A 26,740-nucleotide genomic window follows, 5' to 3' on the forward strand; every position below is an offset into this window, starting at 1 on the left:
TCGCTGCGGGGAGTACCCCATCGACGTGAGCCTGGGACGCGCCGGTCGAACCGGCTGCACAACGACTGCGTCTCTCGTGCGGAGGGCATCGGGTGCTCCCCGCAGCGAAATAAAGGAGGAGCCGAAGGCGGGGGACATTCGCGGAGGGGAGTACCCGGTGTCCTCCGCACGCACCCCCGTCCGAACAAAGTGGAGCCCAACCAATGACCCACCGCCAATCCTACGAAGGCGTAGCCGTCGCGGCCCCCGTCACGGTGCCCTACCAACGCTACTCCACGCTCACAGCGCACTGGTTCCTGGGCCAGGCGATCGAGGCCCTCGTCAAGGACAGTGGCATCGAAAAAGACGCAATAGACGGCCTCTGCATCAGCAGCTTCTCATTGGCCCCCGACACCGCAGTAGGCGTCACCCAGCACCTGGGCCTCTCGCCACGCTGGCTCGACCACGTACCCACCGGCGGCGCCTCGGGCGTGATGTGCCTGCGCCGTGCCGCGCGCGCGGTGCAGAGCGGCGATGCCGATGTCGTGGCCTGCGTGGCGGCCGACACCAACCATGTGGACTCCTTCCGCCAGACCCTCGGCAGCTTCAGCAACTTCGCGCGCGATGCCACCTATCCCTATGGATCGGGCGGGCCCAATTCGATCTTCGCGATGATCACCGCGCACTACATGCGCCGCTTCGGTGCGAAGCGCGAGGACTTCGGCCGCATCGCGGTGGACCAGCGCGCCAATGCGCTGCGCAATCCCAACGCCATGTTCAAGAAGCCGCTCACGCTCGACGAGTACATGGACGCGCGGCCCATCGCCGAGCCCTTGCACCTGTTCGACTGCGTCATGCCCTGCGCGGGGGCCGAGGCCTTCCTCGTGATGAGCGAGGAGCGCGCGCGTGACCTGGGCCTTGCCCACGTCGCGATCCGTGGCGCCATCGAACGCCACAACGCCTATTCGGAAGACCCGGTGATGGTGCAGGGCGGCTGGCGCCGCGACCGCGACGACCTCTATGCCCAGGCCGGCGCCGCGCCCGCGCAGGTCGACTTCATCCAGACCTACGACGACTACCCCGTGATCGCCATGATGCAGTTCGAGGACCTGGGCTTCTGCGAGAAGGGCGAGGGCCCGGCCTTCGTGCGTTCGCACACCATGACCTGCGAAGGCAGCTTTCCCAACAACACCAGCGGTGGCCAGCTGTCCGCGGGCCAGGCCGGCGCCGCGGGCGGCTTCCTCGGCATGACCGAGACCATCCGCCAGCTCACCGACACCGCGGATGCGCGCCGCGTGCCCGACGCCAAGCTGGGCCTCGTCGCCGGCTTCGGCATGGTCACCTACGACCGCTGCCTGTGCACCGGCGCCGTCCTCCTGGGGAGAAGCCAATGACCATGCCCCTCATGCGCCCCCCGCGCAAGAACCCCGTGCTGCGCACGCGGCAGATGAACCTGCCGCCCTGGCAGCGCGGCCGCATCGCGCTGGGCATCACCGCCGCCGCGGCCGAGGGCCGCTTCGAACTGCAGACCTGCGAGGACTGCGGCACCGTGCAGTACCCGCCGCGCGCGGCCTGCCACAAGTGCCTGTCGCCGCACCTCGCCTGGCGCGAGCAGGACGGCGAGGGCGAGCTGCTGAGCAGCACCACGCTGCATCACAGCAACGACCTGTTCTTCCGCGAACGCCTGCCCTGGCGGCTGGGCCTGGTGCACCTCGATGCCGGCCCGACGCTGATGGTGCACCTGCACGGCGAGGTCGGCGAGGCCCCCTCGCGCGTCAAGGTGGGCGCGCGGCTCGACCGCGCGGGACAGGCGGTACTGATCGGATTCCCGAACCAAGGAAGTGCACACATGGCCGACGACAAGATGCTCAGAGAGATGACCAGCGACCCCAAGTTCCGCAAGGTGCTGGTGACCGACGGCAAGACCGAGGTCGGGCAGGCGATCGTGCGCGCGCTCGTCAAGGCCGGCGCCGACATCGTCTGGGTCGGCCATGCCGAACCCTGGAAGAAGCTCGGCGACGGCCTCGACGACATCGGTGCGCTGCCGCAGGTCACGCTGGTGCCGCTCGACCTCACCAACGGCCGGCAGGTGACCGAGCTCGCGGGCTCCATCGGCGGCAAGGTCGACATCGTCATCAACAACGCCGAGGTGCACCGCACCTTCGGCATCGCCTCGCGGCGCGGCACCGACGTGGCCAAGGCCGAGATGGACATCAACTACTTCGGCGCGCTGCGGCTGGCGCAGGAGTTCGGTCCCGCGCTCAAGGGCCGCTCGGCCGACGGCGCCACCGGCGCCACCGCCTGGGTCAACCTGCTGTCGATCTACGCGCTGAGCAACTACCCGGCGCACGGCACCTTCAGCGCCTCGAAGGCCGCCGCCTATTCGCTCGCCCAGTGCCTGCGCGCCGAGATGCGGCCGCCCGGCATCCGGGTCGTCAACGTGTTCCCGGGCCCGATCGACGACGAGTGGAACCAGCACATGCCGCCGCCCAAGCTCGGCGCCCCGGCGCTCGCGAGCGCGATCGTGAAGGCGCTGCGCGACGGCGTGGAAGACGTCTACCCCGGCGACGTGGCGCAGGAGTGGCTCGAGCGCTGGCGCGACAACCCCAAGGTGCTGGAACGCGAACTCGCGGCCGGCGGCAGCTGAAGACAGACAGAGACAGGAGCGCTCCCCGATGACCACCAGCAACCCCACGCTCACCCCGGCGCAGATCCTCGCGGGCCTGGCCGGCGCCCTGGCCGGCGGCGGCATCCGCGTGATCGACCTCACCCAGACCCTGACGCCCGAGTTCCCGCAGATCGCGCTGCCGCCCGAGATGGGCCAGTGCTGGCCGTTCCGCATCGAGGAGGTCTCGAAGTACGACGAACGCGGCCCGGGCTGGTACTGGAACAACTTCTCCTGCGGCGAACACACCGGCACCCACTTCGATGCGCCGATCCACTGGATCTCGGGCCGCGACCTGCCGAACAACTCGGTCGACACCATCCCCGTGCAACACTTCGTGGCGCCGGCCTGCGTGATCGACTGCTCGCCGCAGGTCAAGGACGATCCCGACTACCTGCTCACGCCCGCGGACATCGAGGACTACGAGGCGAAGCACGGCCGTATCCCGGCCGGCGCCTGGGTGCTGATGCGCACCGACTGGTCGAAGCGCCACGACCCCGAGGCCTACCAGAACTTCGACGAGACCGGCCAGCACACCCCGGGCCCGAGCACCGAGGCCGTGCGCTTCCTGGTCGAGCAGCGCGACGTGCTGGGCTTCGGCTCCGAGGCCATCGGCACCGATGCCGGCCAGGGCTACCACCTGCGCCCGCCGTACCCCTGCCACTACTACATGCATGGCGCGGGCCGCTACGGCCTGCAGTGCCTGAGCAACCTCGACCTGCTGCCGCCCGCGGGCGCGATGCTGATCTGCCCGCCGCTGAAGATCGAGAAGGGCAGCGGCAGCCCGCTGCGGGTGCTCGCGCTGGTGGGAGCGACGGCATGAGCGACGCACCGAAGACCGCCGTCGTCACCGGCGGCAGCGCCGGCATCGGCAAGGCCATCTGCCTCGACCTGCTCGAGCAGGGCTACGAGGTCGTCTCGCTCGCGCGCCGCAAGGCCGAGATCGACCATCCGAAGCTGCACAGCATCGAGGTCGACCTGGCCGACCGCGCGGCCACGGCCGAGGCCGCGAAGGAACTGGTGTCGCGCTTCGAGCTGACCACCGTGGTCCACAACGCCGGCGTGATCCGCGCCGCGCTGCTGCCCGAGGTCCAGCTGTCCGACCTCGACGCGCTGGTCGACCTGCACCTGGGCTGCGCGATCCAGCTCGTGCAGGCCGCGCTGCCCGCGATGCGCGCGCGCCGCTTCGGCCGCGTGGTGCTGCTGTCGTCGCGCGCCGCGCTGGGCCTGGCCACGCGCACCAGCTATTCGGCCACCAAGGCCGGCATGCTGGGCATGGCGCGCACCTGGGCGCTCGAGCTCGCGCCCGAGGGCATCACCGTCAACGTGGTGGCGCCCGGGCCGATCCGCACCGACATGTTCTACGACGTGGTCGAGGCCGGCAGCGAGAAGGAACGCGCGCTGGCCGCCAGCGTGCCGGTGCGCCGCCTCGGCGAATCGGCCGACGTGGCGCGCGCCGTGCGCTTCTTCGCCGACCCCGCCAACAGCTTCGTCACCGGCCAGGTGCTCTACGTCTGCGGCGGCACCAGCGTCGGCAGCCTCGCGCTCTGAATCCCCACCGAGTTCCCGTCACCCACCCCCATCACTCCAGGAGAAGAAGCATGACAGTCATGACCCGAATCCGTGCCCTCGCGGGCCTCGCCGTGGCCGCGGGTGCGCTCGCGGTATCGAATGCCTGGGCGGCAGACCTCAAGGTCGGTTTCATCACTTCGCTGTCGGGGCCGGTGTCCTCGCTCGGCATTCCCTACGACAAGGGCATCAAGGCCGCGCAGGCCTACAAGTCCGAGGTCGGCGGGCGCAAGGTGCAGCTGATCGCGCTCGACGACGCCTCCGATCCCTCGACCGCCGCGCGCAACGCGCGCAAGCTGATCGAGGAGGACAAGGTCGACGTCATCATCGGCACCGCCGGCGCGCCGGGCTCGCTGGCCATCGCCGGCGTGGCGCGCGAGACCAGGACCCCGCTGATCTCCATCGCCAACGCCGACCTGCCGGGCGAGGAGGGCGCGTGGATGGTGACGCTGCCGCAGCCCGCGCCGCTGATGATGGGCGCGATGGTCGAGAAGATGAAGCAGGCGGGCGTGAAGAGCGTGGCCTACATCGGCTACTCCGACGCCTGGGGCGACCTGGTCTACGACGCGCTCAGCAAGGCCGCGCCCGCGGCCGGTATCAAGGTGGTGAGCAACGAGCGCTATGCGCGCAGCGACTCCTCGGTCGCCGGCCAGGTACTCAAGATCGTCGCGCTGCGGCCCGACGCCGTCATCACCGGCGCCTCGGGCACGCCCGGCGCGCTGCCCTACCTCGCGCTGACCGAGCGCGGCTACAAGGGAAAGATCTACGGCATGCACTCGCTGATCAACCCCGACTTCATCCGTGTCGGCGGCCCGTCGGTCGATGGCCTGCTCGCGCCCACGGGCCCGGTGGTGGTGGCCGAGCAGCTGCCCGACACCAACCCGATGAAGAAGATCGCGCTCGACTTCCGCGCCGCCTTCCAGAAGGCCAACGGCGCGCCGCCCACCGACACCTTCTCGGCCTACAGCTTCGATGCCTGGCTGATCTACCTCGATGCCGCGCAGCGCGCGCTCGCCACCAAGGCCGAGCCCGGCACGCCGCAGTTCCGCCTCGCGCTGCGCGACGCCATCGTGAGCACCAAGGAGCTGGTGGGCACGCACTCGGTCTACAACTTCAAGCCCGACAACCGCTACGGCTCCGACGACCGCTCGCGCGTGGTGGTGCGGCTCGACAAGGGCCAGTGGAAGCTGGTGCCCTGAGCACGGCCCTTCGCGCGGCGCATCCCTTCCTTTCTTCCAAAGACACCACCCACCCATGAAACTCGCTCGCATCGCCGCGCTCGCGGCCGTCTCGCTCGCCGCGGCCCAGGCCTTCGCCGCCGACCTCAAGGTCGGCGTCATCAGCTCGCTCTCGGGCCCGGTCTCGGCGCTCGGCATTCCCTACGAGAAGGGCATCCGTGCCGCGCTCGCGCAGCAGCCGACCATTGCCGGCCACAAGGTCGAGCTGATCGTGCTCGACGACGCCTCCGATCCCACCACCGCCGGGCGCAACGCGCGCAAGCTGGTGACCGAGGACAAGGTCGACGTGCTGATCGGCACCTCGGGCGTGCCCGGTGCGATGGCGATCGCGGCGGTGGCGCGCGAGCTCGGCACGCCGTTGATCTCGCCCACGCCGGTGTCGCTGCCGGGGCCGGAGAACGTCTGGACCGTCTCGGTCTCGCAGCCCTTCGAGCTGATGGTGGCGGCGGTGGTCAAGCGCATGCAGCAGGCCGGCGTGAAGTCGGTGGCCTTCATCGGTTTTTCCGACGCGCTCGGCGACCTCGCCTACGACTCGCTGATGAAGAGCGCGGCCGCGGCCGGCATCAAGGTGGTGGCGAACGAGCGCTATGCGCGCAGCGATTCCTCGGTGGCCGGGCAGGTGCTCAAGATCGTGGCGGCCAAGCCCGACGCGGTGTTCGCAGGCAACTCGGGCACGCCCGGCGCGCTGCCCTACCTGGCACTGGCCGAGCGCGGCTACAAGGGCCAGATCTACGGTACGCACGGCCTGATCAACGCCGACTTCGTGCGCGTGGGCGGCAAGTCCATCGAGGGCCTGCAGGTGCCCAGCGGCCCGGTGCTGGTGGCCGAGCAGCTCGATGCGGCGAACCCGATCCGCAAGGTGTCGATGGACTTCCGCGCGGCCTATCAGAAGGCGCACGGCGCGGCGCCGGTCGATGCCTTCTCGTCGTACACCTACGACGCCTACCTGCTGCTGGCCAACGCCGCGGCGCGCGCCAAGGGCGAGCCGGGCACGCCGGCCTACCGCACATCGCTGCGCGATGCGATCAACGGCACCAAGGAGCTGGTCGGCACGCACGGCATCTACAACTTCAAGCCCGACAACCGCTACGGCTCGGACGAGCGCGCGGTGGTGATCGTGCGCATGGAAAAGGGCCAGTGGAAGCTGGTGCCCTGAGCGCCCGCACCTGACGCACGCCATGAGCCGCTACCGCGAACACCCCGAGGCGATCCGCGCGCTGGTCGAGGACCGGCGCGTGCACCGCGACGTCTACCTGAGCGAGGAGCTGTTCGCGCTCGAGCAGGAGCGTTTCTTCGCGCGCACCTGGCTGTTCGCGGGCCATGCGAGCGAGGTGCCCAAGGCCGGCGACTACCGCACGCTCGAGCTCGCGGGCCGGCCGCTGGTGATGGTGCGGCAGGCCGATGGCGCGCTGCGGGTGTTCTACAACCGCTGCGCCCACAAGGGCAGCCAACTGGTGAGCGACGAGCGCGGCAACGCCGGCAAGTTCTTTCGCTGCCCCTACCACGCCTGGACCTACAAGCTCGACGGCGCGCCGCTCGCACTGCCGCTGAAGTCGGGCTACGAGAACACCGGGCTCGCGCAGTGCGAGTCGGGGCGCGGCCTGTCGCCCGTGGCGGGCCTCGCGGTCTACCGCGACTTCGTGTTCGTGCGCCTGTCGCCGCAGGGTCCGAGCTTCGAGGACTACTTCGGCGGCGTGCTGCATGCCATCGACAACATGGTCGACCGCTCGCCCGAGGGCCGGCTCACGGTGGCCGGCGGCGTGCTGCGCAACATCGTCCACTGCAACTGGAAGATGTACCTCGAGAACATCAACGACACGGTGCATCCGATGTCGACGCACGAGTCGGCCACCGCCGCGGCGGAGGGCCTGTGGGTCGGCATCACGGCGGCCGAGCCCGAGGCGGCCAAGCCGATGGCGATGGAGCAGATCCTGCCCTTCGGCGCGGGCTACGACTTCTTCGACCGCATGGGCGGTCGCGTCTATCCCAACGGCCACAGCGTGCTGGGCATCCACTTCAGCATCCACTCGAACTACGCGCAACTGCCGGGCTACGAGGCCGCGATGCGCGCCGCGCACGGCGAGGAACGCGCCACCGAGATCCTGCAGCGCTCGCCACAGAACTCGGTGCTGTTCCCGAGCCTCTCGGTCAAGGGCTCGCCGCAGGCGATCCGCGTGATCCGCCCGCTCGCGGCCGACCGCACGCTGATCGAGGCCTGGAGCTTCCGCGCCGAGGGCGCGCCCGAGCTGCTGCTGGAGCGCTCGATGAACTACAACCGGCTCGTGTTCTCGCCGATGTCGGTGGTGGCGCACGACGACGTGCACCTGTTCGAGAGCATGCAGAAGGGCCTGCGCGGCGAGGGCAACGAGTGGGTGAGCCTGCACCGCGACTTCGATCCGGCCGAACTCGCGCAGGGAACGGCCGAGACCAACGGCACCAACGAGCTGCTGATGCGCAACCAGTTCCGCGCCTGGGCGAAGTTCATGGGCGAGCAGGGGGAGGGGGCATGAACGATGCCATCGACCTCGTGGTGCGAGAGGCCGCGCTGCTCGACGCGCGCCGCTTCGACGACTGGCTCGCGCTCTACGACGCCGAGTGCCTCTATTGGGTGCCGCTGCTGGGCGCCGCGCAGGCCGATCCGCGCAGTCACAACGCGATCGCCTGCGAGGACCGGCTGCTGCTGCAGCTGCGCGTCGACCGGCTGAAGAACCCGCGCGCGCATTCGCAGCATCCGGCGAGCCATTGCCAGCATGTGCTGCAGCGCTCGGTGCCGGAGGCCGGCGAAGGCGGCGAGGGCGGCGAGGCCGTGCTGCGCACTCCATTCATCTACATCGAGGCGCGCGGCGAGTCGCAGGTGCTGCTCACCGGCAGCTACCGCCATCGACTGGTTCGCATCGAAGACGGCTGGCGCATCCGCGAGAAGCGAGTCGACCTGCTCAACCCGGGCCAGGCCCTGCCGGCCATCCAGCTTTTCATCTAGTTCCCTCCCTCGTTCCACTCCCCACCCTTTCCTCCAGGAGCTTCGACATGACCCGCTTGATGCAGTCCCTTCGCCACGCCGCCGTGCTCGCGCTGGCCGCCGGCCTCGGCGCCGCCGCCTTCGCGGCCGACCTCAAGGTCGGCCTGAGCGTGTCGCTGTCGGGCCCGAACTCCTCGCTGGGCGTGCCCTATGCCAAGGGCATGCAGGCCGCGCTGGCCTACAAGGGCGAGATCAGCGGCCGCAAGGTGCAGCTGATCGTGCTCGACGACGGCTCCGACCCCACCACCGCGGGCCGCAATGCGCGCAAGCTGGTGGACGAGGAGAAGGTCGACGTGCTGATGGGCACCTCGGGCGTGCCGGCCGCGATCGCGATGGCGCAGGTCGGGCGCGATGCCAAGGTGCCGATGATCGGGCTCACGCCGATCCTGCTCGACCCGGCCGAGAACGGCTGGGTGATGACGGTCGCGCAGCCGACGCAGCTGATGATCGACGCAGTGGTCGAGCGCATGAAGAAGGACGGCGTGAAGTCGGTCGGCTACATCGGCTTCTCCGACGCCTGGGGCGACCTGGTCTACACCGCGCTGATGAAGGCCGCGCCGGCCGCCGGCATCCAGGTGCTGGGCAACGAGCGCTATGCGCGCGCCGACGCTTCGGTCACGGGCCAGGTGCTGAAGCTGCTCGCGATGAAGCCCGAGGCCGTGATGACCGGCGGCGCCGGCACGCCGGGCGCGCTGCCCTTTCTCGCGCTGCAGGAGCGCGGCTTCAAGGGCAAGGTGTACGGCCAGCACGGGCTGATCAACCCCGATTTCGTGCGCGTGGTCGGGGCCGCCGGCCAGGACGCGCTGATGCCCACCGGCCCGATCATCGTCGCAGAGCAGCTGCCGGCCGACCATCCCACGCGCAAGATCGGCCTCGAGTTCCGCAGCATCTTCCAGAAGGTCAACAACGCGCCCACCAGCGACGCCTTCTCGGCCTATTCCTTCGACGGCTACCTGGTGTTCGCCGATGCGGCGGCGCGCGCGCTCACGAAGGCCGAGGCCGGCACGCCCGAGTTCCGGGTCGCGCTGCGCGACGCGATCTTCAGCACCAAGGAGGTCGTGGGCACGCACGGTGTCTACAACTTCAAGCCCGGCGATCTCTACGGCGTGGACCAGCGCGCGCGCGTGATCGTGAAGCTCGACAAGGGTCAATGGAAGCTCGCCCCCTGAGCGCGCTGCCTCCGATCCTCCATCCACCCACAGCAAGCGAGAAGCGAGAGCGATGACGAAGCGAAGGACTGTGCAATGACCTGGGACGTGGCCCTCATCCTGGGCATCGACGGGCTGGCCAACGGGGCCATCTACCTGCTGGCCGGGCTCGGCCTGGTGTTGATCTTCTCGGTGACCCGGGTGGTCTTCGTGCCCTTCGGCGACATCGCGGCCTTCGCCGCGCTGACGCTGGCGGCCTTCGAGACCGGCAAGCTGCCGCCGACCATCGGCCTGGTGGCCGTGCTCGCGGCGCTGGCCGTGCTGACCGAGGTCGGCAGCCTGGTGCGGCGCGGCGAGGTGCGGCGCATTCCGAAGGCCGTGCTGGCCTGGGGCGTGCTGCCGCTGGTGCCCTGCGCCATCGCCTGGGCCGCGGCGAGCGCGGGTGTGCCGGCGCCGGTGCAGCTCGCGGTGTCGGTGCTGCTGGTGGTGCCGGTGGCACCGCTGCTGGCGCGCGTGGTGTTCCAGCCGATCGCCGATGCCTCGGTGCTGGTGCTGCTGATCGTCTCGCTGGCGCTGCACTTCCTGCTGTCGGGCCTGGGCCTGCTGTTCTTCGGGCCGGAAGGCTCGCGCACCAGCCCGCTGGCCTCGGGCACGCTCACGCTGGGCGACGGCTTCACCGTCAGCGGCCAGGTGATCCTGATGGTGAGTTCGGCGATCGTGCTCAGCGGCCTGTTCTTCCTGGTGTTCGAACGCACCGTGATGGGCAAGGCGCTGCGCGCCACGGCCGTCAACCGCGTCGGCGCGCGGCTGGTCGGCATCCGGCCCGCGCGCACCGCGCTGCTGGCCTACGGCTGCGCCTCGCTGCTGGCGGGGCTGATCGGCGTGCTGATCGCGCCGGTGACCACCATGTACTACGACTCGGGCTTCATCATCGGGCTCAAGGCCTTCGTGGCGGCCATCATCGGCGGGCTCGTGAGCTACCCGATGACCGCCATCGGCGCGCTGGCGGTCGGCGTGGTCGAGAGCTTCGCCTCGTTCTGGAGCGGCGCGCTCAAGGACGTGATCGTGTTCAGCCTGTTGATCCCGGTGCTGATGCTGCGCTCGTTCATGGCGCGGCACGTGGAAGAGGAAGAAGAGGAGGTGGACCAATGAGCCGCCGCCCAATGATCCTCTGCGCCGTGGTGATCGCCGCGCTGGCCGTGGTGCCGGCGCTGTTCGGCAGCTTCACCGTCTCGCTGCTCAACGACATCGGCATCGGCGCGCTGGTCGCGCTGGGGCTGGTGCTGCTCACGGGCGTGGGCGGCGCCACCTCCTTCGGGCAGGCGGCCTTCGTCGGCATCGCGGCCTACGCCACGGCCTGGCTCAGCACTACCCAGGGCTATTCGCCCTGGATCGGCCTGCTGTTCGCGCTGCTGCTGACCGGCCTCTCGGCGCTGGCCATCGGGCTGCTCACGCTGCGCCTGGGCGGGCACTTCCTGCCGCTGTCGACCATCGCCTGGGGCCTGTCGATCGCCATGCTGTTCGGCAACGTCGATGCGCTGGGCCGCCACACCGGACTGTCGAACATCCCGCCGCTGTTCATCGGCGGCTGGTCGCTGGCCGATCCGCGCGCCATGTACTACCTGATCTGGGCGATCGTCGGACTGGCCTTCCTGTTCAGCCACAACCTGCTGCGCTCGCGCCCGGGCCGCGCGATCCGCAGCCTGCGCGGCGGCGCGACCCTGCTGGCGAGCGTGGGCGCCGATGCCTACCGCGTGCGGCTGTCGCTGTTCGTGACGGCGGCGCTGTTCGCCGGGCTCGCGGGCTGGCTCTATGCGCACATGAACCGCTTCGTGAGCCCTTCGCCCTTCGACGTGCGCGCGAGCATCGAGTACCTGCTGATGGCGGTGGCCGGCGGGCTCGGCAGCCTGGTCGGCGCGCTGGTGGGCGCGGGCCTGGTGCTGGTGCTCAAGAACGGGCTGCAGGACGTGCTGCCGCTGATCACCCAGCGCGCCGGCCAGCTCGAGGCGGTGGCCTTCGCGGTGCTGTTCATCGCGCTGCTGCACTTCGCGCGCGGCGGGCTGATGGGCTTCGTGCGGCGGCTGCGCGGGCGCAAGGGCTCGGGCGCGGCGCGCGCACCCACGGCGCCGCTGGCGGCCGTCGAGCCGCTGCCGCACCGCGCGCTGCCGACACGCGGCACGCCGATCCTCTCGGTGCAGGGCGCGGTCAAGCGCTTCGGCGGGCTGGTGGCGGTCAACGACGTGAGCTTCGACGTGGCGGCCGGCGAGATCGTGGGCCTGATCGGGCCCAACGGCGCCGGCAAGTCGACCATGTTCAACCTGCTGACCTGCACCCTGCCGATGACCTCGGGCAGCGTGCGCTTCCTGGGCCAGGACATCGCCGGCATGCCGCAGCGCGAGGTGGCGCGGCTCGGGCTGGCGCGCACCTTCCAGCACGTGAAGCTGCGCCCGCAGATGAGCCTGCTCGACAACGTGGCGCTGGGCGCGCACTCGCGCACGCGCTCGGGCGTGCTGCGCGCGGGGCTGCGGCTCGATCGCGCGGAGGAGCGGCAGATCCTGCAGGAGGCGCAGCGCCAGCTCGAGCGCATCGGCCTGGGCGATCGCGCGCACGAGCTCGCGGGCAGCCTGCCGCTGGGCACGCAGCGCATCCTCGAGATCGCGCGTGCGCTCGCGGCCGACCCGGTGCTGCTGGTGCTCGACGAGCCCGCGGCCGGCCTGCGCCGCAAGGAGAAGATGGCCCTGGGCGAGCTGCTGCGCAAGCTGCGCGACGAGGGCGTGACCATTCTGATCGTCGAACACGACATGGACTTCGTGATGAAACTCGTGGACCGCCTGGTGGTGATGAACTTCGGCGCCAAGCTGGTGGAGGGCGCGCCGGCCGCGGTGCGTGCCGACGAGCGGGTGCAGGCGGCCTATCTCGGGAGCGTGGCATGAGTACGACGACCCCGATGCTGGAGATCGGCGACCTGCACGTTTCCTATGGGCAGGTCGACGCGGTGCGCGGCGTGTCGCTCGCGATGCGGCCGGGCCAGATCGTCTCGGTGATCGGCCCCAACGGCGCCGGCAAGACCACGCTGCTCGCGGCCGCGATGGGCTTGCTGCCCTCGAAGGGCGTGCTGCGCTTCGAGGGCGAGGACCTGCACGGCCTCGACGTGGAGGCGCGCGTGGAGCGCGGCCTGTGCCTGGTGCCCGAGAAGCGCGAGCTGTTCGGCGAACTCTCGGTGCTCGACAACCTGCAGCTCGGCGCCTTCTCGCGCCGGCTGCGCGGCAGCGTGCTCAAGAGCCGGCTGCAGGGCGTGTACGACCGCTTCCCGCGGCTGGCCGAGCGCCGCGCGCAGCGCGCCGACACGCTCTCGGGCGGCGAGCGCCAGATGCTGGCCGTGGGGCGCGCGCTGATGTCCTCGCCGCGCCTCTTGATGCTCGACGAGCCCAGCCTCGGGCTGGCGCCGCTGATCGTGCGCGACATCCTCGCGATCGTGCGCAAGCTGCGCGAGGACGGCGTGTCGATCCTGCTGGTGGAGCAGAACGCGCGCGCGGCGCTCGAGAGCTCGGACCACGGCTATGTGCTGGAAACGGGCGAGATCGCGCTCGATGGCGCCTCGCAGGACCTGGCCTGCGATCCGCGCGTGCAGGCCACCTACCTCGGCGGGGGCACGCACGATGAAGACTGAGCCGCACGCGCTGCCGCCCGCGCGACGCACGCTGCCGGCGATGCTCGAGCGGCAGGCGGCGCTGTTCGGCGAAAGGCCGCTGCTCGCGATCGCGGGGCGGCAATGGGTGCATGCCGATGCGCGCGCGGCCGCCGCATCGCGCGCCGGCGCGCTGGCCGCGGCGGGCGTGGAACGTGGCGACCGCGTGGCGCTGATGAGCGGCAACCGCCTCGAGGTGCTCGAGACGCTGGGCGGCTGCGGCTGGCTCGGCGCGGCGATGGTGCCGATCAACACCGCCTCGATGGCGCCGCAGATCGAGTACTTCCTGGCCGACAGCGCGGCGCGGCTGCTGGTGATCGAGAGCGCCTTCCTCGACCGGCTGGCCGGTGTCGACCTCGCGCGCACCGCGCTGCGCACGGTGTGGGTGATCGGCGAGGGCGGGATCGCGCTCGAGGGCGTGGCGGTGCAGGCCTGGCCGGCCGATGGCGAAGCGATCGCCGCGGCCGAGGTGCAGCCGGGCGACACGCTCGCGATCCTCTACACCTCGGGCACCACCGGCCCGGCCAAGGGCGTGACCTGCCCGCATGCGCAGTACTACTGGTGGGGCGTGAACAGCGCGGCCGTGCTCGGCGTGGGCGCCGACGACGTGCTGTGCACCACCTTGCCGCTGTTCCACATCAATGCGCTCAACACCTTCGCGCAGGCCGCGATCACCGGCTGCCGCGTAGTGTTCGAGGCGCGCTTCTCGGCCTCGGGCTTCTGGGAGTCGATGCGCGCGCACGAAGCCACGGTGGTCTACCTGCTGGGCGCGATGGTGCCGATCCTGTTGGCCCAGCCCGAGGGGCCGGGCGAGCGCGCGCACCGCGTGCGCGTGGGCCTGGGCCCGGGCGTGCCGGCGCATGCGATGCAGAGCTTTCTGGAGCGCACGGGCGTCCGGCTGCTCGAGGGCTACGGCTCGACCGAGACCAACTTCGTCATCAGCACCGCGCCCGATTCCGCGCGCGGCGGCGTGATGGGCTGGGTGCGCCCGGGCTTCGAGGCGCGCGTGGCCGACGCGCACGACGTGGAACTGCCCGACGGCGAGGCCGGCGAACTGCTGCTGCGCGCGAGCGAGCCCCATGCCTTCGCGAGCGGCTACTTCAACATGCCGGCCAAGACCGTCGAGGCCTGGCGCAACCTGTGGTTCCACACCGGCGACCGCGTGGTGCGCGATGCCGACGGCGCCTTCCGCTTCGTCGACCGGCTCAAGGACGCGATCCGCCGGCGCGGCGAGAACATCTCCTCCTTCGAGGTCGAGCAGGTGCTGCTGAGCCACCCGGGCGTGGCGGCGGTGGCGGTCTACCCGGTGCACTCGGAGCTGGCCGAGGACGAGGTGATGGCGGCGCTGATCGCGCGCCCCGGCACGGCGGTGGAACCCGCCGAGCTCGCGGCCTTCTGCGAGGCGCGGCTGCCGTACTTCGCGGTGCCGCGCTACATCGACATCCTCGAGGACCTGCCGCGCACCGAGAACGGCAAGGTCCAGAAGTACAAGCTGCGCGAGCGCGGCGTGACGCCCGGCACCTGGGACCGGCAGCCAGCGCGGCGCACCTAGGCCGGCGGCGGGTGTCCAGGGCCGCAAAACGCTAGAATGGTTTAGGACTAAATATTATTGCCATGCAAGCAAATTCTCTTTCCGGCCGCCATGCCCTGGTCACCGGTGCCGCGCGCGGCATCGGCGCCGAGATCGCGCGCACCCTCGCGGCCGAGGGCGCGGTGCTCACGCTGCTGGGGCGCGACCGCGAGGCGCTGCAGCGCGTGGCCGACACGCTGCCCGCCGCCGCCTCGCATCGCGTGGTGGCGGCCGACGTGGCCGACCCGGCGGCGGTGCAGCAGGCCTTCGCGCAGGCGCGCGCGGCGCTCGGCCCGCTCGCGATCCTGGTCAACAACGCGGGCGCGGCCGAGAGCGCGCCCTTCCTCAAGACCTCGGTCGAGCTCTGGCAGCGCATGCTGTCGGTCAACCTCACGGGCAGCTTCCTGTGCACCCAGGCGGCACTGCCCGACATGCTCGAGGCCGGCTGGGGCCGCATCGTCAACATCGCGAGCACCGCGGGGCAGAAGGGCTATGCCTACGTCGCCGCCTACACCGCTGCCAAGCACGGCGTGATCGGGCTGACGCGCTCGCTGGCGCTCGAGGTGGCGCGCAAGGGCGTGACGGTGAACGCGGTCTGCCCGGGCTACACCGACACCGACATCCTGCGCAACAGCGTCGCCAACGTGGTCGGCAAGACCGGCCGCAGCGAGGCCGACGCGCTGGCGGAGTTCTCGAGCGTGAATCCGCAGCGCCGCATCGTGCAGCCCTCGGAGGTGGCCGACGCGGTGCGCTGGCTGTGCGGCGAGGGCGCCGCCTCGGTCAACGGGCAGTCGATCTCGGTCTCGGGCGGGGAGGTCACATGAAGCACAACGATGCCTCGCATGCCGCGCTGAGCGACGCCGAGGAACTGGGCCACGAGGCGCGCGCGCGCACCGAGGACCATGCGGCCCTCAAGCTGTGGCTGCGCATGCTGGCCAGCACCACCCAGATCGAGGCAGAGATCCGGCGCCGGCTGCGCGAGCGCTTCGGCATCTCGCTGGCGCGCTTCGACTACATGGCGCAGCTCTACCGCCACAAGGAAGGGCTGAAGATGCGCGTGCTCTCGCGCTACCTGATGGTGACCGGCGGCAACGTCACCGGCCTCACCGACGAACTGGAGCGCGAGGGCGTGGTGGCGCGCGCGCCCAGCCCCGAGGACCGCCGGGCCTGGATCGTGAGCCTCACGCCCAAGGGCCGTACCAGCTTCGAGGCGATGGCCAGCGAGCACGAACAGTGGATCCTCGAGATGTTCTCGGGCCTGGACATGAAGACCATCAAGCAGATGCATGCCCAGCTCGGCGAGCTGCGCGTGCACGTGATGCGCAGCGAGCCCGCGGGCGAGGAGGGCTGAGCCATGGCCGAGACGCCCGCGCGCTTCGCCGAATTCAGCCGGCCGCGGCTGATCCGCTTCTCGGACTGCGACCCGGCCGGCATCGTCTTCTATCCGCAGTACTTCGTGATGCTCAACGGGCTGGTCGAGGACTGGGTCAACGAGGAGCTCGGCATCGGCTACGACGCGCTGGTCACCGGCCGCCGCGTCGGGCTGCCGACCGTCAAGCTCGAGGCCGATTTCCACGCCGTGAGCCGCATGGGCGACCGGGTGGCGCTGGGGCTGGCGGTCGAGCGGCTCGGTTCGCGATCGCTGACGCTGCGGCTGCGCTGCTTCGAGCCGGTGTCGGGCGAAGTGCGGATGCAGGTCAGCCAGGTGCTGGTGACCACTTCGCTGGAAACCCACAGGGCGATCGAGATTCCGCCCGACCTGCGCGCGGCGATCCTGCGGGGAGCGATACCTTCCTAAGCCCCGGGGAATGTCGATCCCTCTAAAGGAGGAGTTCCCCCTGCTTGTACTACCAGCGTACTGCTCCCACAATTCCGGGCCTGGGAAAATAAGGCGGAGATGAATGGGAACGGTTGATGAGAATTCTGCTGGTTGACGATCACGGCCTCGTGCGCGAGGGCGTGGCACTTCTTTTGCGCTCGCTCGATCCCAAGATCGGCGTGCACCAGACCGCCGACATCCACGATGCGATCGTGGCCATGCGCACGCACGGCCCGTTCGACATCGTGCTGCTCGACCTCGAGATGCCCGGCATGCGCGAGCTCGACTCGCTGCACCTGTTCCGTGGCCAGTTCCCCGAGCAGGCGGTGGTCGTGCTGTCGGCCAACGAAGACCCCAACACGGTGCGCCGCGCGATCGACGACGGCGCCATGGGCTACGTCAAGAAGTCGCTCGACCCGGCGACCATGATGCAGGCGCTGCGCGTGGTGCTCGACGACGGCATCTACGTGCCGCCGGTCTGCCTCGAGCCGCCGCGCACCGACGAGCCCTCGCCGGCCGACCGGCTCGCGAGCCTGCGGCTGTCGCCGCGCCAGGAGGAAGTGCTGCTGCGCCTGGCGCACGGCAAGTCGAACAAGGCGATCGCGCGCGAGCTCAACATCTCCGACACCACCGTGAAGTCGCACCTGAAGGTGGTGTTCGAGATCCTCGACGTCCACAGCCGCACCCAGGCCATGTACGAGCTCTCCCGCCTCGGCTGGCGCGCGATGGAAGCCGGATGAGGAACCGGGCCGCGGCGCTGGTCGCCGAGCAGGTCGGGTTGCTCGCGACCCAGTCGCGCAACGCCGTCCTCGGCTTGCTGGTCGGCTGCTCCTTCGTTTCCGCGATCCTGGCGCGGCACGTCTCTTGGGTGCTGATCGGCGCCTGGCTGGCGCTGTTCATCGGCGCCAATGCCTACCGCATGCGGCTGGGCGCGCGCCTGCTGAGCGACCGCGAGCCGCGCGATGCCGCGGCGCTGAGCAAGTTCTTCTACATCGCGCTGATCAATGGCATCTGGATCGGCCTGCTGCCCGTGATGTTCTTTGGCGTGCTGCCCGACGAGTCGCGGCTCGCGCTGACCGTGATCGTGCTGCTCGCGGCGGCCGGCGGCGCCGCCACCTATGCCTCGTTCGCGCGCGGCTACCTGTGCTTCCTGCTGGTCGGGGTGCCGCTGGTGGCGCTGGGCTGGGGCCTGCACGGCGGCCCGCGCGCCTGGGCGGTGGTGCTGTCGCTGCTGATGTACGCGGTGGTGATGGCGCGCTTCTCGACCTACCTCGCGAGCGTGTTCGAGCGCTCGGTGCTGATCCGCTTCGAGGCCGACGCGCAGCGCGAGCAGGCCGAGCGGATGCGCGTGATCGCCGAGGAGGAGCGCGGCAAGGCGGTGGAGGCGCGCCACGCGGCCGAGGAGGCGAGCCTGTCGAAGTCGCGCTTCCTGGCCAATGCCAGCCACGACCTGCGCCAGCCGGCGCAGGCGCTCGCGCTCTACACGGCGGTGCTCACGCACAACGCCGAGACCGACGAGCAGCGCCAGATCGCGCGCAGCATCGCCGAGGCCAGCCGCGTGCTGGGCGACCTGCTCGACAACCTGCTCGACATGTCGCGCCTCGACGCTGGCGCGGTGCAGCCGCGCGCGCAGGCGGTCGACATCGGCCAGATGCTGGCGCGCCAGGGCACCGAGGCACGCGCCATGCTGGCCGGGCGCAACGTGCGGGTGGAGGTGGAGGGCGGTGCCTTCGTGGCCCAGACCGACCCGGTGCTGCTCGAGCGCGCGCTGCGCAACATCGTCGGCAACGCGGTGAAGTTCACCGCCTCGGGACTGATCGCCATCCGCGCCCACATCGTCGGTCCGGTGATCCGCTTCGAGGTCGAAGACACCGGCCAGGGCATCGCGAGCGAGCACCAGACGCTGATCTTCGAGGAGTTCTTCCAGGTCGACAACAAGGAGCGCGACCGGGCCCGCGGCCTCGGGCTCGGGCTGTCGATCGTGCGCCGGCTGATCCACATGCTCGGCGGCGAGGTGAAGGTGGAATCGGCGGCCGGCAAGGGCTCGAAGTTCACGCTGACCATTCCCGCGCTGTTCACGCGCGCGCCCGACGAATCCGACCTGCGGCCCCGCCCCTCGGTGCCGATGCCCGACCTGCGCGGCCGGCGCGTGCTGGTGATCGACGACGAACAGATGGTGAGCAACAGCCTGAGCGCGCTGCTCCAGACCTGGGGTGCCGACGTCGACACCGCCGACGGCCTGCATGCGGCGCTCGCCCTCGGGCCGCCCGGCAACTGGCAGCTGTGCCTGTGCGACCTGCGCCTGCGCGGCGGCGAGGACGGCATCTCCACGGCGGCGCGGCTCAGCCGCGATGCGCCCGACCTGCCGATCGTCTTCATCACGGGCGACACGGCCCCCGGGCGCATCGAGCAGGCGACCCGCACCGGCCGGCCGCTGATGCACAAACCGGTGGACGAACTCCAGCTGGCCAGGCAGGTGCGCGCCTTGCTCTGAGCCCGACCGCCCAGGCTCACCGTCGGCGGGCCACGATTTCCTTTCTCTCGCTCCCGCCGTCCCATGTTCTCGCCCACCGCGCAGCCGCTGTCCATTCCCTTCGACGAATGGAAGCCTCCCGAGCCGCTGCAGCTCGATGCCGTCGTGATCGGCTCGGGCTATGGCGGCAGCGTGGCCGCGCTGCGGCTCGCGCAGGCCGGGCGGCGCGTGGTGCTGCTCGAGCGCGGCTCGGAGTTCCTGCCGGGCGAATTCGCCAACGACGTGGGCCAGCTGCCCAAGTACCTGCGCTTCCAGGGCCCGCAAGGGCCGATGGGCAGCCCCTGCGGCCTGTTCGAATGGCGTGCCGGACCGGGCATGGTCTCGCTGGTGGCCAACGGCTTCGGCGGCGGCAGCCTGATCAATGCCGGCGTGCTGGTGCAGCCCGACGACGACGTCTTCGCCCAGCCCGCCTGGCCGGCCCAGATCCGCCATGCGCTCGACGACGACAAGCCCGGCCTGCGCCTGCCGTCGGCCTTCGCGCGCGCCAAGGAGCAGCTGCAGGGCACGCGCTTCTCGATCCGCAGCGCGAACGGCGCCGAGGCCGAGCCGCTGCCCAAGTCGCAGGCCCTGGTGAAGCTCTGCGAGACGCTGCAGCGCGACAAGACGCTGCGCAAGCACGCGCCACGGGTGCACACGGCGGAGCTGACCATCGATCCGGCACGCTGCAGCCACTGCGGCGACTGCTTCACCGGCTGCAACACGCCCGGCGCCAAGCACACCCTGCCCACCACCTACCTGAAGCAGGCGGGCGAGCGGGGCGTGCAGTTCGTCAGCCGCTGCACGGTCTACGCCCTCGAGCCGCAGCGCAACACCGGCCGCTGGCGCTTCACCGCGGTGGAGACCGAGCGCAGCCGCGACCTGCGCAACATGGGCGACCTGGTGGAGCAGCACGGCCGTACCTTCGAGGCCGCGCTGGTGGTGGTCGCGGCCGGCACCTTCGGCAGCACCGAGCTGCTGATGCGTTCGCAGAAGGTGCACGAGCATTTCACGCTGTCGCCCACGCTGGGCACGCGCGTGAGCGCGAACGGCGACAGCGTGAGCGTGATCGCCGACCTCGAGACGCTGGTGAACAACGTGGGCCGCGGCGCGATCCCCGAGGCCAAGGCCGGCCCGCCCGTGGGGCCGACGATCACCACGCTGCTCGACCTGCGCGGCAGCGGCGACGACCGGCCGCCGTTGCAGGACCGCGTGATGCTGCAGGACGGTGCGGTGCCCGGCCCGCTGTCGCGCCTGTACGAGGAGATGCTGGCCATCGCCTGGACCCTGCGCCACATCGGCGCGCGGGCACCGGCGCCGCGCGCGCATGGCAACGGCATCGATCCGCTGGCCGCCTCGCCCGAGCTCGCCGCCCACAGCCAGCTGCTGCTGGCGATGGGCCATGACAGCTCGCAGGGGCGGGCGGTCTGGGTGCCCGAGATGGACGGCATCGCGCCCTACTGGCCGCGGCCGCAGGAGGCGCGTACCTACGCCGCGCAACAGCGCTTCTTCGACGCGGGCACGAAGCGCGATGGCGTGCACATGCACCTGCCGACCTGGCAGGCGCTGCCGCCGGGCGCCGCCACCTTGTTGTCGGGGCCGAAGCCCGACCCGTTCGCGATGACGGTGCACCCGCTCGGCGGCTGCCCGATGGGCGACAACCACGACTCGGGCGTGGTCGACCACCTGGGGCGGGTCTGGCGCGGCGACAACGAGCTCTGGCACGGCCTCCACGTGCTCGACGGCTCGATCGTTCCGACCTCGCTGGGCTGCAATCCGCTGTGGACCATCACCGCGCTGGTGGAACGCGCGATGGCGCACCTGGCCCCCGGACTGCGCGTGGCCGGCCCGACCGCCACGCCGACGCCCGTGCCGAAGCGCGGCCTGCCGCGCTCCACCGCGGGCTGGTCGCGGCCCGGACCGATGCGGGTCGAGGCCCGTGCGCGCGAGCGGCTGGAGTGCCGCGCGCTGCCGCTGCAGGGGCCGCTGCGCCGCATGCTGGGCACGCCGACGGCCGACTGCGACATGGTGGTCAGCATGCACACCTTCGACTGGCAGCAGCTGTGGAACGATGCGCGGCACCGCTTCACGGGCGTGCGCGGGTTGCTGCGCTTCGAACCCCTGGTCGAAGGTGCGGCCCTCGATGCCAGGCCGGCCAGCGAGCGCTTCGTCAACTACAAGATCCGCGGCGGCGCGGTCTCCATCCTCGCGGTGGAGCCTGGTGGTCCGCTCGCGACCCTGCGGCGCATCGCCAGCCTGCCGCGCACGGTGCTGACCTGGTTCACCTTGCGCGGCTACCTCGACTGGCGGCGCGGCGACACCGAGATCACGCTCGAGCGCAGCCGCAACATGTTCTGGGCCTGGTGGGCGGCGACCGAGATCCGTCACGTGGAATACGACCTCAAGCTGACGCTGCGCCCCGGTAGCGTGCCGCGGCCCGATCCGGTCCAGTGCCTGCGGCTGCGCGGCCGCAAGGAGATCGCCTATGCCGCGAGCTGGACCCAGCTCGTGGTGCATGGCGCGCAGCGGCTCTGGCAGTGGCGGTGGCTTGTCGACCATCCGGGCAAGGTCGTGCCGGCTGACCTGCGGCCCGACCTGTTCACCCAGCTCACCTGCCCGGTCATCACGCTCGATGCCGACGACCGGCCCGCGCCGTGGTGGTGGCCGTGGTGCAACCGTGCCGCGAAAGCGCGCTTCGCGTTCGACGTGGCGCATGCGGTGCGCAAGACCCCGATCGAGCTGCTCGGCGGCGCCGACGCCAGCTCGGCGATGGGCACGCTGGTGGCCTATCCGGCGCTGCTCGCGCGCTTCGCGCTGCAGACGCGCATGCTCGATTTCCGGCTGCCCGACTACAGCGGCAGTCCGCTGGTCGACATCGCCAGCCCCGAGGACCTGAAGCTGCGCGGCGAAGCCTGCGGCAGCACGCAGGGCGACGTCCATCCGCAGGCGCATTCGCTGTGGGTGCGGCGCGGCCGCTCGTCGAGCGACGACGGCACCGAGGCGGTGGAGAACGTGCAGCTTCGGCTGTGGCGCTACCGGCGGCCGGCCGCCGACGGGCTGCCGGAATTCGTGGGCGGAACGTGGTGCGGCGTGCCCGTGCGGCGCGCGCGCTCGGTGCTGCTGACCCATGCCTTCGGCATGTCGGGCCACACCTTCACCTTCAAGGGCACGACGCAGAACTTCGCCGAGTATCTGTACAGCCTGGGCTGGGAGGTCTGGGTGCTCGACACCCGCCTGAGCCCGCGCTCGCGGGCCTCGCAGGAGCCGGGTACTGCGGACCAGGTCGCGATGATCGACATTCCGCAGGCGGTCGATTTCGTGCTCGACCTGTTGCGCAGCGAGCGCGACCGGGTCGTCGGTCCCGAGGCCGGGCTGCCGCTGCCGCTGCAGCTCTACGCTTTCGGCCAGTGCCTCGGCGCGGCGGCCTTCCAGATGGCGCTGCTCGCCGGGCGGCTGTCCTATCCGATCGAGAGCGCCGGCTACGTGTCGGCCACCGGCGTGCGCCCGCTGCTGCCGAAGCTCGCGGGCCTGGTGAGCGCGCAGACGCACCTGTTCACGGTGGGCTCGCGCTCCTCGCAGGGCAAGACCTGGCTGCCGGCCTTCATCCGCAACCTGGCGGGCCGCACCACGGTGCCGCTGGCGGTGCGCGGGCCGGTCGAGTCGCTGGTCGAATCGCTGGTCGATCGCCTGTTCGCGGCGCTGCCGGTGCCACCCGGCGAACATTGCCCGGGCGAGGGCACGCTGGCCCGGCCGCACGACGACGATTGCGCGACCTGCAGGCGCGTGCGCTTCCTCGACGCCGAGCTGTTCAAGCACCGCAACCTCAACGCCCAGACCCACCGCGAACTGCCCAAGCTGTTCGGCAACGCCTCGGTGCGCGTGTTCGCGCATGCGGCGCGCTTCGTGGAGTACGAGCGGCTGGTCAGCGAGGACGGCTTCAACGTCTACGCCAACGACAGCGCGATCGCGCGCCACATGGCGCTGCCGGTGCGCTTCGTGCACGGCTGCGAGAACGAGCTGTTCGACAAGGAAGGGGCGCTGCGCTCGTCGCTGCAGTTCGCGCAGATTCATCCCGAATGGGTGCCGCTGTTCGGCAAGGCGGCTGACGGGCAGCCGCCGCACATGTGCGACCTGCTCGTGGGCTATGGCCACCTCGATCCGCTGATCGGCCAGGCGGCGATGGATCGCGTCGGCGGCGAAGCCAGTCCCTACGAGCGGCTGGCCGCCTTGCTGAACCAGGCCTGGGAGGCGGAGGCGCACGGCCCGGCCCTCTCTCCGTCGGAGAGCGATGAGGCGCTCCCGCCGGCGAGCCCGCATCCGAACCACGAGGTGCGCTTTCCGCGCGCCGGCCCCTGGGTCGGGCCGATCGAGCCGATGGAGGTCGATCCGCAACTGGCCCTGTATTGCGCCATGCCGCCGGGCCCGGCGCGCAGCGTGCGCGTGGCCTTCGTGGTCGACGACACCGCCGCCGATGCGCTGCTGAGCCGCGGGCTGGCGGCCAGCGCCATCGTGCATCTGGCGCAGCGCGTCTACCGGGTGCCGCTGGAGATCGTCGACTTTCCCGCGCCGATGGTGGCGCGCGACGGCTTCCTGCTGCCGCCGTCGCGGCGCCCCTGGGTGCTCGGCAGCGCCCAGGGCCGTACCGACGGCAGCAGCGCGATCCGCGTCGCCTGCGGCAGCATTCCGCTGCCCGAGGGCGGGGCGTGGGAGCGGGCGCGCATCGAGTGCGTCTCGCACGCACCCGCGCTCGATGCACGGACCGCCAGCCGGCCGCTGCAGCGATTGCCCGACGAGGTCGCGGAGGGGCTGCCGGTGGCGTTCTCGGCCGCCGCGGAGGCGGCCGAGCTGATGGCGCTGCAGGGCTCGATCCGCTTCGCCGCCGAAGCGGCGCTGCGCGAGCGCGAGGTGGGGCGTGGGCCCTTTCCCGCCTCGCTGTCGCACCAGCGCCGCAATGCGCCGCTGGCCGAGCATCGCTGGATCCGCCTCAGGCAACGCATGCTGGCCGAGCGCGACGGCGCGCTCTGCATCGCCATCGGCAGCTGCAGCTACCCGGGCTTCTCCTTCGACAGCGAGCCGGCCTCGGCCTCGTTCGAGCGGCTGTTGAAGACGGTGCGCAGGCTGGGGCCGGGCGGCCCCGAGATGCTGTTCATGCTGGGCGACCAGATCTATGCCGATGCGACCGGCGGCATCATCGATTCGACCAACCCGGTCGAGCGCTACACCGACCGCCACCAGCGGGCCTTCGCGCGGCCCGCGCTGCAGAAGCTGCTGGCGCGGGTGCCGTCGGTGTGCACGGTGGACGACCACGAGTTCACCGACAACTACCCGCTGGCCCGCTCGCTGTTCAAGCCGCATCTCGCGCGTTGCGGCTACAGCCAGTTGCGCGAGGCGCATGCACTGCGGGCCGCGCAGAACGCGCTGACCGCCTATCAGCTGATGCATGGCACCGAGAGCATGCGCCGCTTCGGCTTCGCGCGCTACGAGCGCGGTGGCGTGCGCTTCTTCGTGGCCGACACGCGGCGCTGGCGCAAGGCGGCGGAGCACAGCGAGCCGGGCAAGCCGGTCGCGGCGCGCACGCTGTCGGACCAGGCACGCGCGGCCTTCCATGCCTGGGTGGAGGAGGGCCGTCACAGCGACGCCTTCCATTGCCTGCTCACGGGCAGCGTGCTGCTGCCCGGGCTCGTGCCGGGCTGCGATCCCGCGAACCCCGGCCCGCCCGACTCGATGCAGGCCGCACCGGCCGAGCGCGCCGAGCTGCTGGGCCAACTGGCCGATGCGGTGCCGGGGCGCTTCGCCTGCATCTCGGGCGACTACCACCTGAGTTTCTCGGGCGCGGTCACGGTGGATGGCAAGCGCGTCGGCGCGGTGATGCTCGCGCCGGCCTTCTACGCGCCCTTGCCCTATGCCAACTGCTCGCCCGGCGATCTCTGGCTCGACGAGGCCCTGCCATTGCCGGGCGGCCGCACGTTGCGCCTCGAGGCGATCGATGGCGAGCTGCCGCAGCGCGGATCGGGCTATGGCCTGCTGCGCTTCGAGCGGCACGCCGGGGGATGGACGGCCGCGCTGTCGACCGACCTGCTGGTGCTCGAGGAGGGCACGACCCGGCAGCGCTTCGACTGGCCGAGCGTCGACCTCCGGTAGCGCCGCGCGGCGTTCTCCCCCAATTGGGGCATGCGCGCGGCACGGCGATGAACTCCAATCCCCGCATGCCGTTCAGCAGGGCCCGTGGGGTCCGCGTGCGGCGCATTGCAGTCTTCCAAAAAGAAAGCGCTCATGCCGGGACGGTTGGTTTCGATCGATGTGCCCTCGATCTACAAGGTGGCAGGCCAGTGGCTCGCGCTGCCGCGGCCCATGGCCTGGTGCACGCCCGACACGCGGCGCGCGCTCGCCGGCATCCGCAAGGAGGTCGAGCGCCGCGGCGGTCGCCTGCTGCTGTCCGACCTGTTCCATGACCGGACCGCCGAGTCCGGCCGGCCATCGTCCTTCGGTGCCTGCACGGGCGACGGCATGCACGAGGCCGGCCGCGCCTTCGACGTCGACCTCGGCGCGCTGCGCCTGCCGCTGGCCGAGTTCTGGGCGCTGGCGCGCGGCTTCGGCGTGGTGCCGATCCATCGCACGCCCGACCCGGCGCTCAGCGAGGCCTGGCATTTCGAATGCCGCGGCAGCCATCAGCGCGTGTACGACCAGCATGCGTCGAAGCCCGCGGGCCTGTTCAGGACGCCGTACCTCGCGATGGCCGCCAGCGCGACCCTCGCGGCCGGCCTGCCGCACGACCTGTTCATCCACAACGCCGACGAGGCGCGCCTGCAGAGCGGCCTGATCCGCCTGGGGCACGACATCGGCGGCATCGATGGCCTGATCGGCTTCCGCTCGATGCGGGCGCTGCGGGCCCTGGCGCTTGATGGCCTGTCGCTCGAGGCGCAACTGAGCGGGGTCGAGTGGTGGTTGCGGGGGATGTACCCCGCGGAGTACGGCGACGCGGAGTCGATGGAGACGGCGCTTGCGGCCTGAGCTTCCGGGGCTATTTCTTGTCCGCGGCGACGGGTGCAGCAGCTTCGGCGATCTTCTTCTTGAGCCAGCCCGCGAGTTCGCGCTTGCCCTTGGCATTGGCGGCGCGCCAGGCCTCGCGCGCCAGCGCGACGAAGCGCTCCTCGGCCTCGTCGGGCACTTCCGAAGGGCGGTCTTCCCGGTCGAGCCAGCCGGCCTCGACCTCGCAGTGCCGCTCGATCTGCCGCGCGAGGTTGTCGCCGATCGGCCGCGCGCTCTTGATCTGGCTCCACATGCTCGGCGACACCTCGATCTTCCGGGCGAAGGCCTGGTCGAGCCCCTTGGCGGGCAGGCCGGCGGCCACGGACGCTTCGAGAAAGCGGCGATGCAGCGCGAGCACATTGCGGCGGCGTGCGACGGTGAGATTGGGCACTGTTCAAAAACAACAACAAGACAAAAAAAGATTGTCCCGGTTGTTGACGCCCTCGTAAAGACTATTTACAGTGCAAGGCAATCGCAGGCCCAGGCCGCGAGAGGCCCGATCCCTCC

General features: G+C 71.0%; 21 protein-coding genes. 20 read left to right on the top strand and 1 reads right to left on the bottom strand.

Going from position 1 to position 26,740, the window contains the following annotated elements; all coding sequences use genetic code 11:
• The first annotated feature begins 203 nt into the window (after nt 1-203).
• The 20 genes from R0232_RS10065 (at nt 204) to R0232_RS10160 (ending at nt 26,215) form a co-directional block, all read left to right on the top strand.
• Nucleotides 204-1,373 (top strand): thiolase family protein, encoded by a 1,170-nt coding sequence (locus tag R0232_RS10065; RefSeq protein WP_431512009.1) that lies wholly within the window; start codon nt 204-206, stop codon nt 1,371-1,373.
• Nucleotides 1,370-2,626 carry an SDR family NAD(P)-dependent oxidoreductase gene (locus tag R0232_RS10070; RefSeq protein ID WP_431512010.1) on the top strand — a complete coding sequence of 419 codons (1,257 nt, stop codon included), beginning with the start codon at nt 1,370-1,372 and terminating at the stop codon, nt 2,624-2,626. Before R0232_RS10065 ends, R0232_RS10070 begins: the two co-directional genes overlap by 4 nt.
• Before the next feature lie 28 nt (nt 2,627-2,654).
• Nucleotides 2,655-3,467, top strand: coding sequence for a cyclase family protein (locus R0232_RS10075; protein WP_431512011.1), 813 nt, complete (start codon nt 2,655-2,657; stop codon nt 3,465-3,467).
• Nucleotides 3,464-4,195, top strand: coding sequence for an SDR family NAD(P)-dependent oxidoreductase (locus R0232_RS10080; protein ID WP_431512012.1), 732 nt, complete (start codon nt 3,464-3,466; stop codon nt 4,193-4,195). The genes R0232_RS10075 and R0232_RS10080 overlap by 4 nt, the downstream gene beginning before the upstream one ends.
• 50 nt (nt 4,196-4,245) lie before the next feature.
• A complete protein-coding gene (locus R0232_RS10085; RefSeq protein ID WP_296781595.1) occupies nt 4,246-5,412 on the top strand; it encodes an ABC transporter substrate-binding protein in 1,167 nt (388 codons plus the stop codon).
• Nucleotides 5,413-5,467: 55 nt separating this feature from the next.
• Nucleotides 5,468-6,607, top strand: coding sequence for an ABC transporter substrate-binding protein (locus tag R0232_RS10090; RefSeq protein ID WP_431512013.1), 1,140 nt, complete (start codon nt 5,468-5,470; stop codon nt 6,605-6,607).
• Nucleotides 6,608-6,629: 22 nt separating this feature from the next.
• The gene (locus R0232_RS10095; RefSeq protein ID WP_431512014.1) at nt 6,630-7,961 is read left to right on the top strand and encodes an aromatic ring-hydroxylating dioxygenase subunit alpha; all 1,332 of its coding nucleotides are present in this window, start codon (nt 6,630-6,632) and stop codon (nt 7,959-7,961) included.
• Nucleotides 7,958-8,431, top strand: coding sequence for an aromatic-ring-hydroxylating dioxygenase subunit beta (locus R0232_RS10100; protein ID WP_431512015.1), 474 nt, complete (start codon nt 7,958-7,960; stop codon nt 8,429-8,431). Before R0232_RS10095 ends, R0232_RS10100 begins: the two co-directional genes overlap by 4 nt.
• Before the next feature lie 47 nt (nt 8,432-8,478).
• The gene (locus R0232_RS10105; protein ID WP_431512016.1) at nt 8,479-9,639 is read left to right on the top strand and encodes an ABC transporter substrate-binding protein; all 1,161 of its coding nucleotides are present in this window, start codon (nt 8,479-8,481) and stop codon (nt 9,637-9,639) included.
• A gap of 75 nt (nt 9,640-9,714) precedes the next feature.
• Nucleotides 9,715-10,770 (top strand): branched-chain amino acid ABC transporter permease, encoded by a 1,056-nt coding sequence (locus R0232_RS10110; RefSeq protein WP_431512017.1) that lies wholly within the window; start codon nt 9,715-9,717, stop codon nt 10,768-10,770.
• The gene (locus R0232_RS10115) at nt 10,767-12,551 is read left to right on the top strand and encodes a branched-chain amino acid ABC transporter ATP-binding protein/permease (protein WP_431512018.1); all 1,785 of its coding nucleotides are present in this window, start codon (nt 10,767-10,769) and stop codon (nt 12,549-12,551) included. The genes R0232_RS10110 and R0232_RS10115 overlap by 4 nt, the downstream gene beginning before the upstream one ends.
• Complete coding sequence (locus tag R0232_RS10120) at nt 12,548-13,288, top strand: ABC transporter ATP-binding protein (protein WP_296781600.1); 741 nt, start codon at nt 12,548-12,550, stop codon at nt 13,286-13,288. The genes R0232_RS10115 and R0232_RS10120 overlap by 4 nt, the downstream gene beginning before the upstream one ends.
• Nucleotides 13,278-14,858 carry an ATP-dependent acyl-CoA ligase gene (locus R0232_RS10125; RefSeq protein ID WP_431512019.1) on the top strand — a complete coding sequence of 527 codons (1,581 nt, stop codon included), beginning with the start codon at nt 13,278-13,280 and terminating at the stop codon, nt 14,856-14,858. Before R0232_RS10120 ends, R0232_RS10125 begins: the two co-directional genes overlap by 11 nt.
• Before the next feature lie 62 nt (nt 14,859-14,920).
• Complete coding sequence (locus R0232_RS10130; RefSeq protein WP_057590612.1) at nt 14,921-15,700, top strand: SDR family NAD(P)-dependent oxidoreductase; 780 nt, start codon at nt 14,921-14,923, stop codon at nt 15,698-15,700.
• Complete coding sequence (locus tag R0232_RS10135; RefSeq protein ID WP_093348989.1) at nt 15,697-16,227, top strand: MarR family winged helix-turn-helix transcriptional regulator; 531 nt, start codon at nt 15,697-15,699, stop codon at nt 16,225-16,227. Before R0232_RS10130 ends, R0232_RS10135 begins: the two co-directional genes overlap by 4 nt.
• 3 nt (nt 16,228-16,230) lie before the next feature.
• Nucleotides 16,231-16,674: an acyl-CoA thioesterase gene (locus tag R0232_RS10140; RefSeq protein WP_431512020.1), complete on the top strand. Its 444-nt coding sequence runs from the start codon at nt 16,231-16,233 to the stop codon at nt 16,672-16,674.
• Between the two features lie 116 nt (nt 16,675-16,790).
• Nucleotides 16,791-17,435, top strand: coding sequence for a response regulator (locus R0232_RS10145; RefSeq protein ID WP_431512021.1), 645 nt, complete (start codon nt 16,791-16,793; stop codon nt 17,433-17,435).
• Complete coding sequence (locus R0232_RS10150; RefSeq protein WP_296781604.1) at nt 17,432-19,189, top strand: ATP-binding response regulator; 1,758 nt, start codon at nt 17,432-17,434, stop codon at nt 19,187-19,189. Before R0232_RS10145 ends, R0232_RS10150 begins: the two co-directional genes overlap by 4 nt.
• A gap of 63 nt (nt 19,190-19,252) precedes the next feature.
• Entirely contained in the window at nt 19,253-25,345 is a 6,093-nt protein-coding gene (locus tag R0232_RS10155; protein WP_431512022.1) for an FAD-dependent oxidoreductase, read from the top strand.
• A gap of 132 nt (nt 25,346-25,477) precedes the next feature.
• Nucleotides 25,478-26,215, top strand: a complete 738-nt coding sequence (locus tag R0232_RS10160; RefSeq protein ID WP_296781606.1) for a hypothetical protein — start codon at nt 25,478-25,480, stop codon at nt 26,213-26,215.
• A gap of 10 nt (nt 26,216-26,225) precedes the next feature.
• On the opposite strand, the gene R0232_RS10165 is transcribed toward R0232_RS10160, so the two are convergent.
• Nucleotides 26,226-26,624: a hypothetical protein gene (locus tag R0232_RS10165; protein WP_093349002.1), complete on the bottom strand. Its 399-nt coding sequence runs from the start codon at nt 26,622-26,624 to the stop codon at nt 26,226-26,228.
• Nucleotides 26,625-26,740: the final 116 nt, after the last annotated feature.

The sequence above is a fragment of the Variovorax sp. DAIF25 genome, from assembly GCF_050711835.1.
Lineage (GTDB): Bacteria > Pseudomonadota > Gammaproteobacteria > Burkholderiales > Burkholderiaceae_C > Variovorax.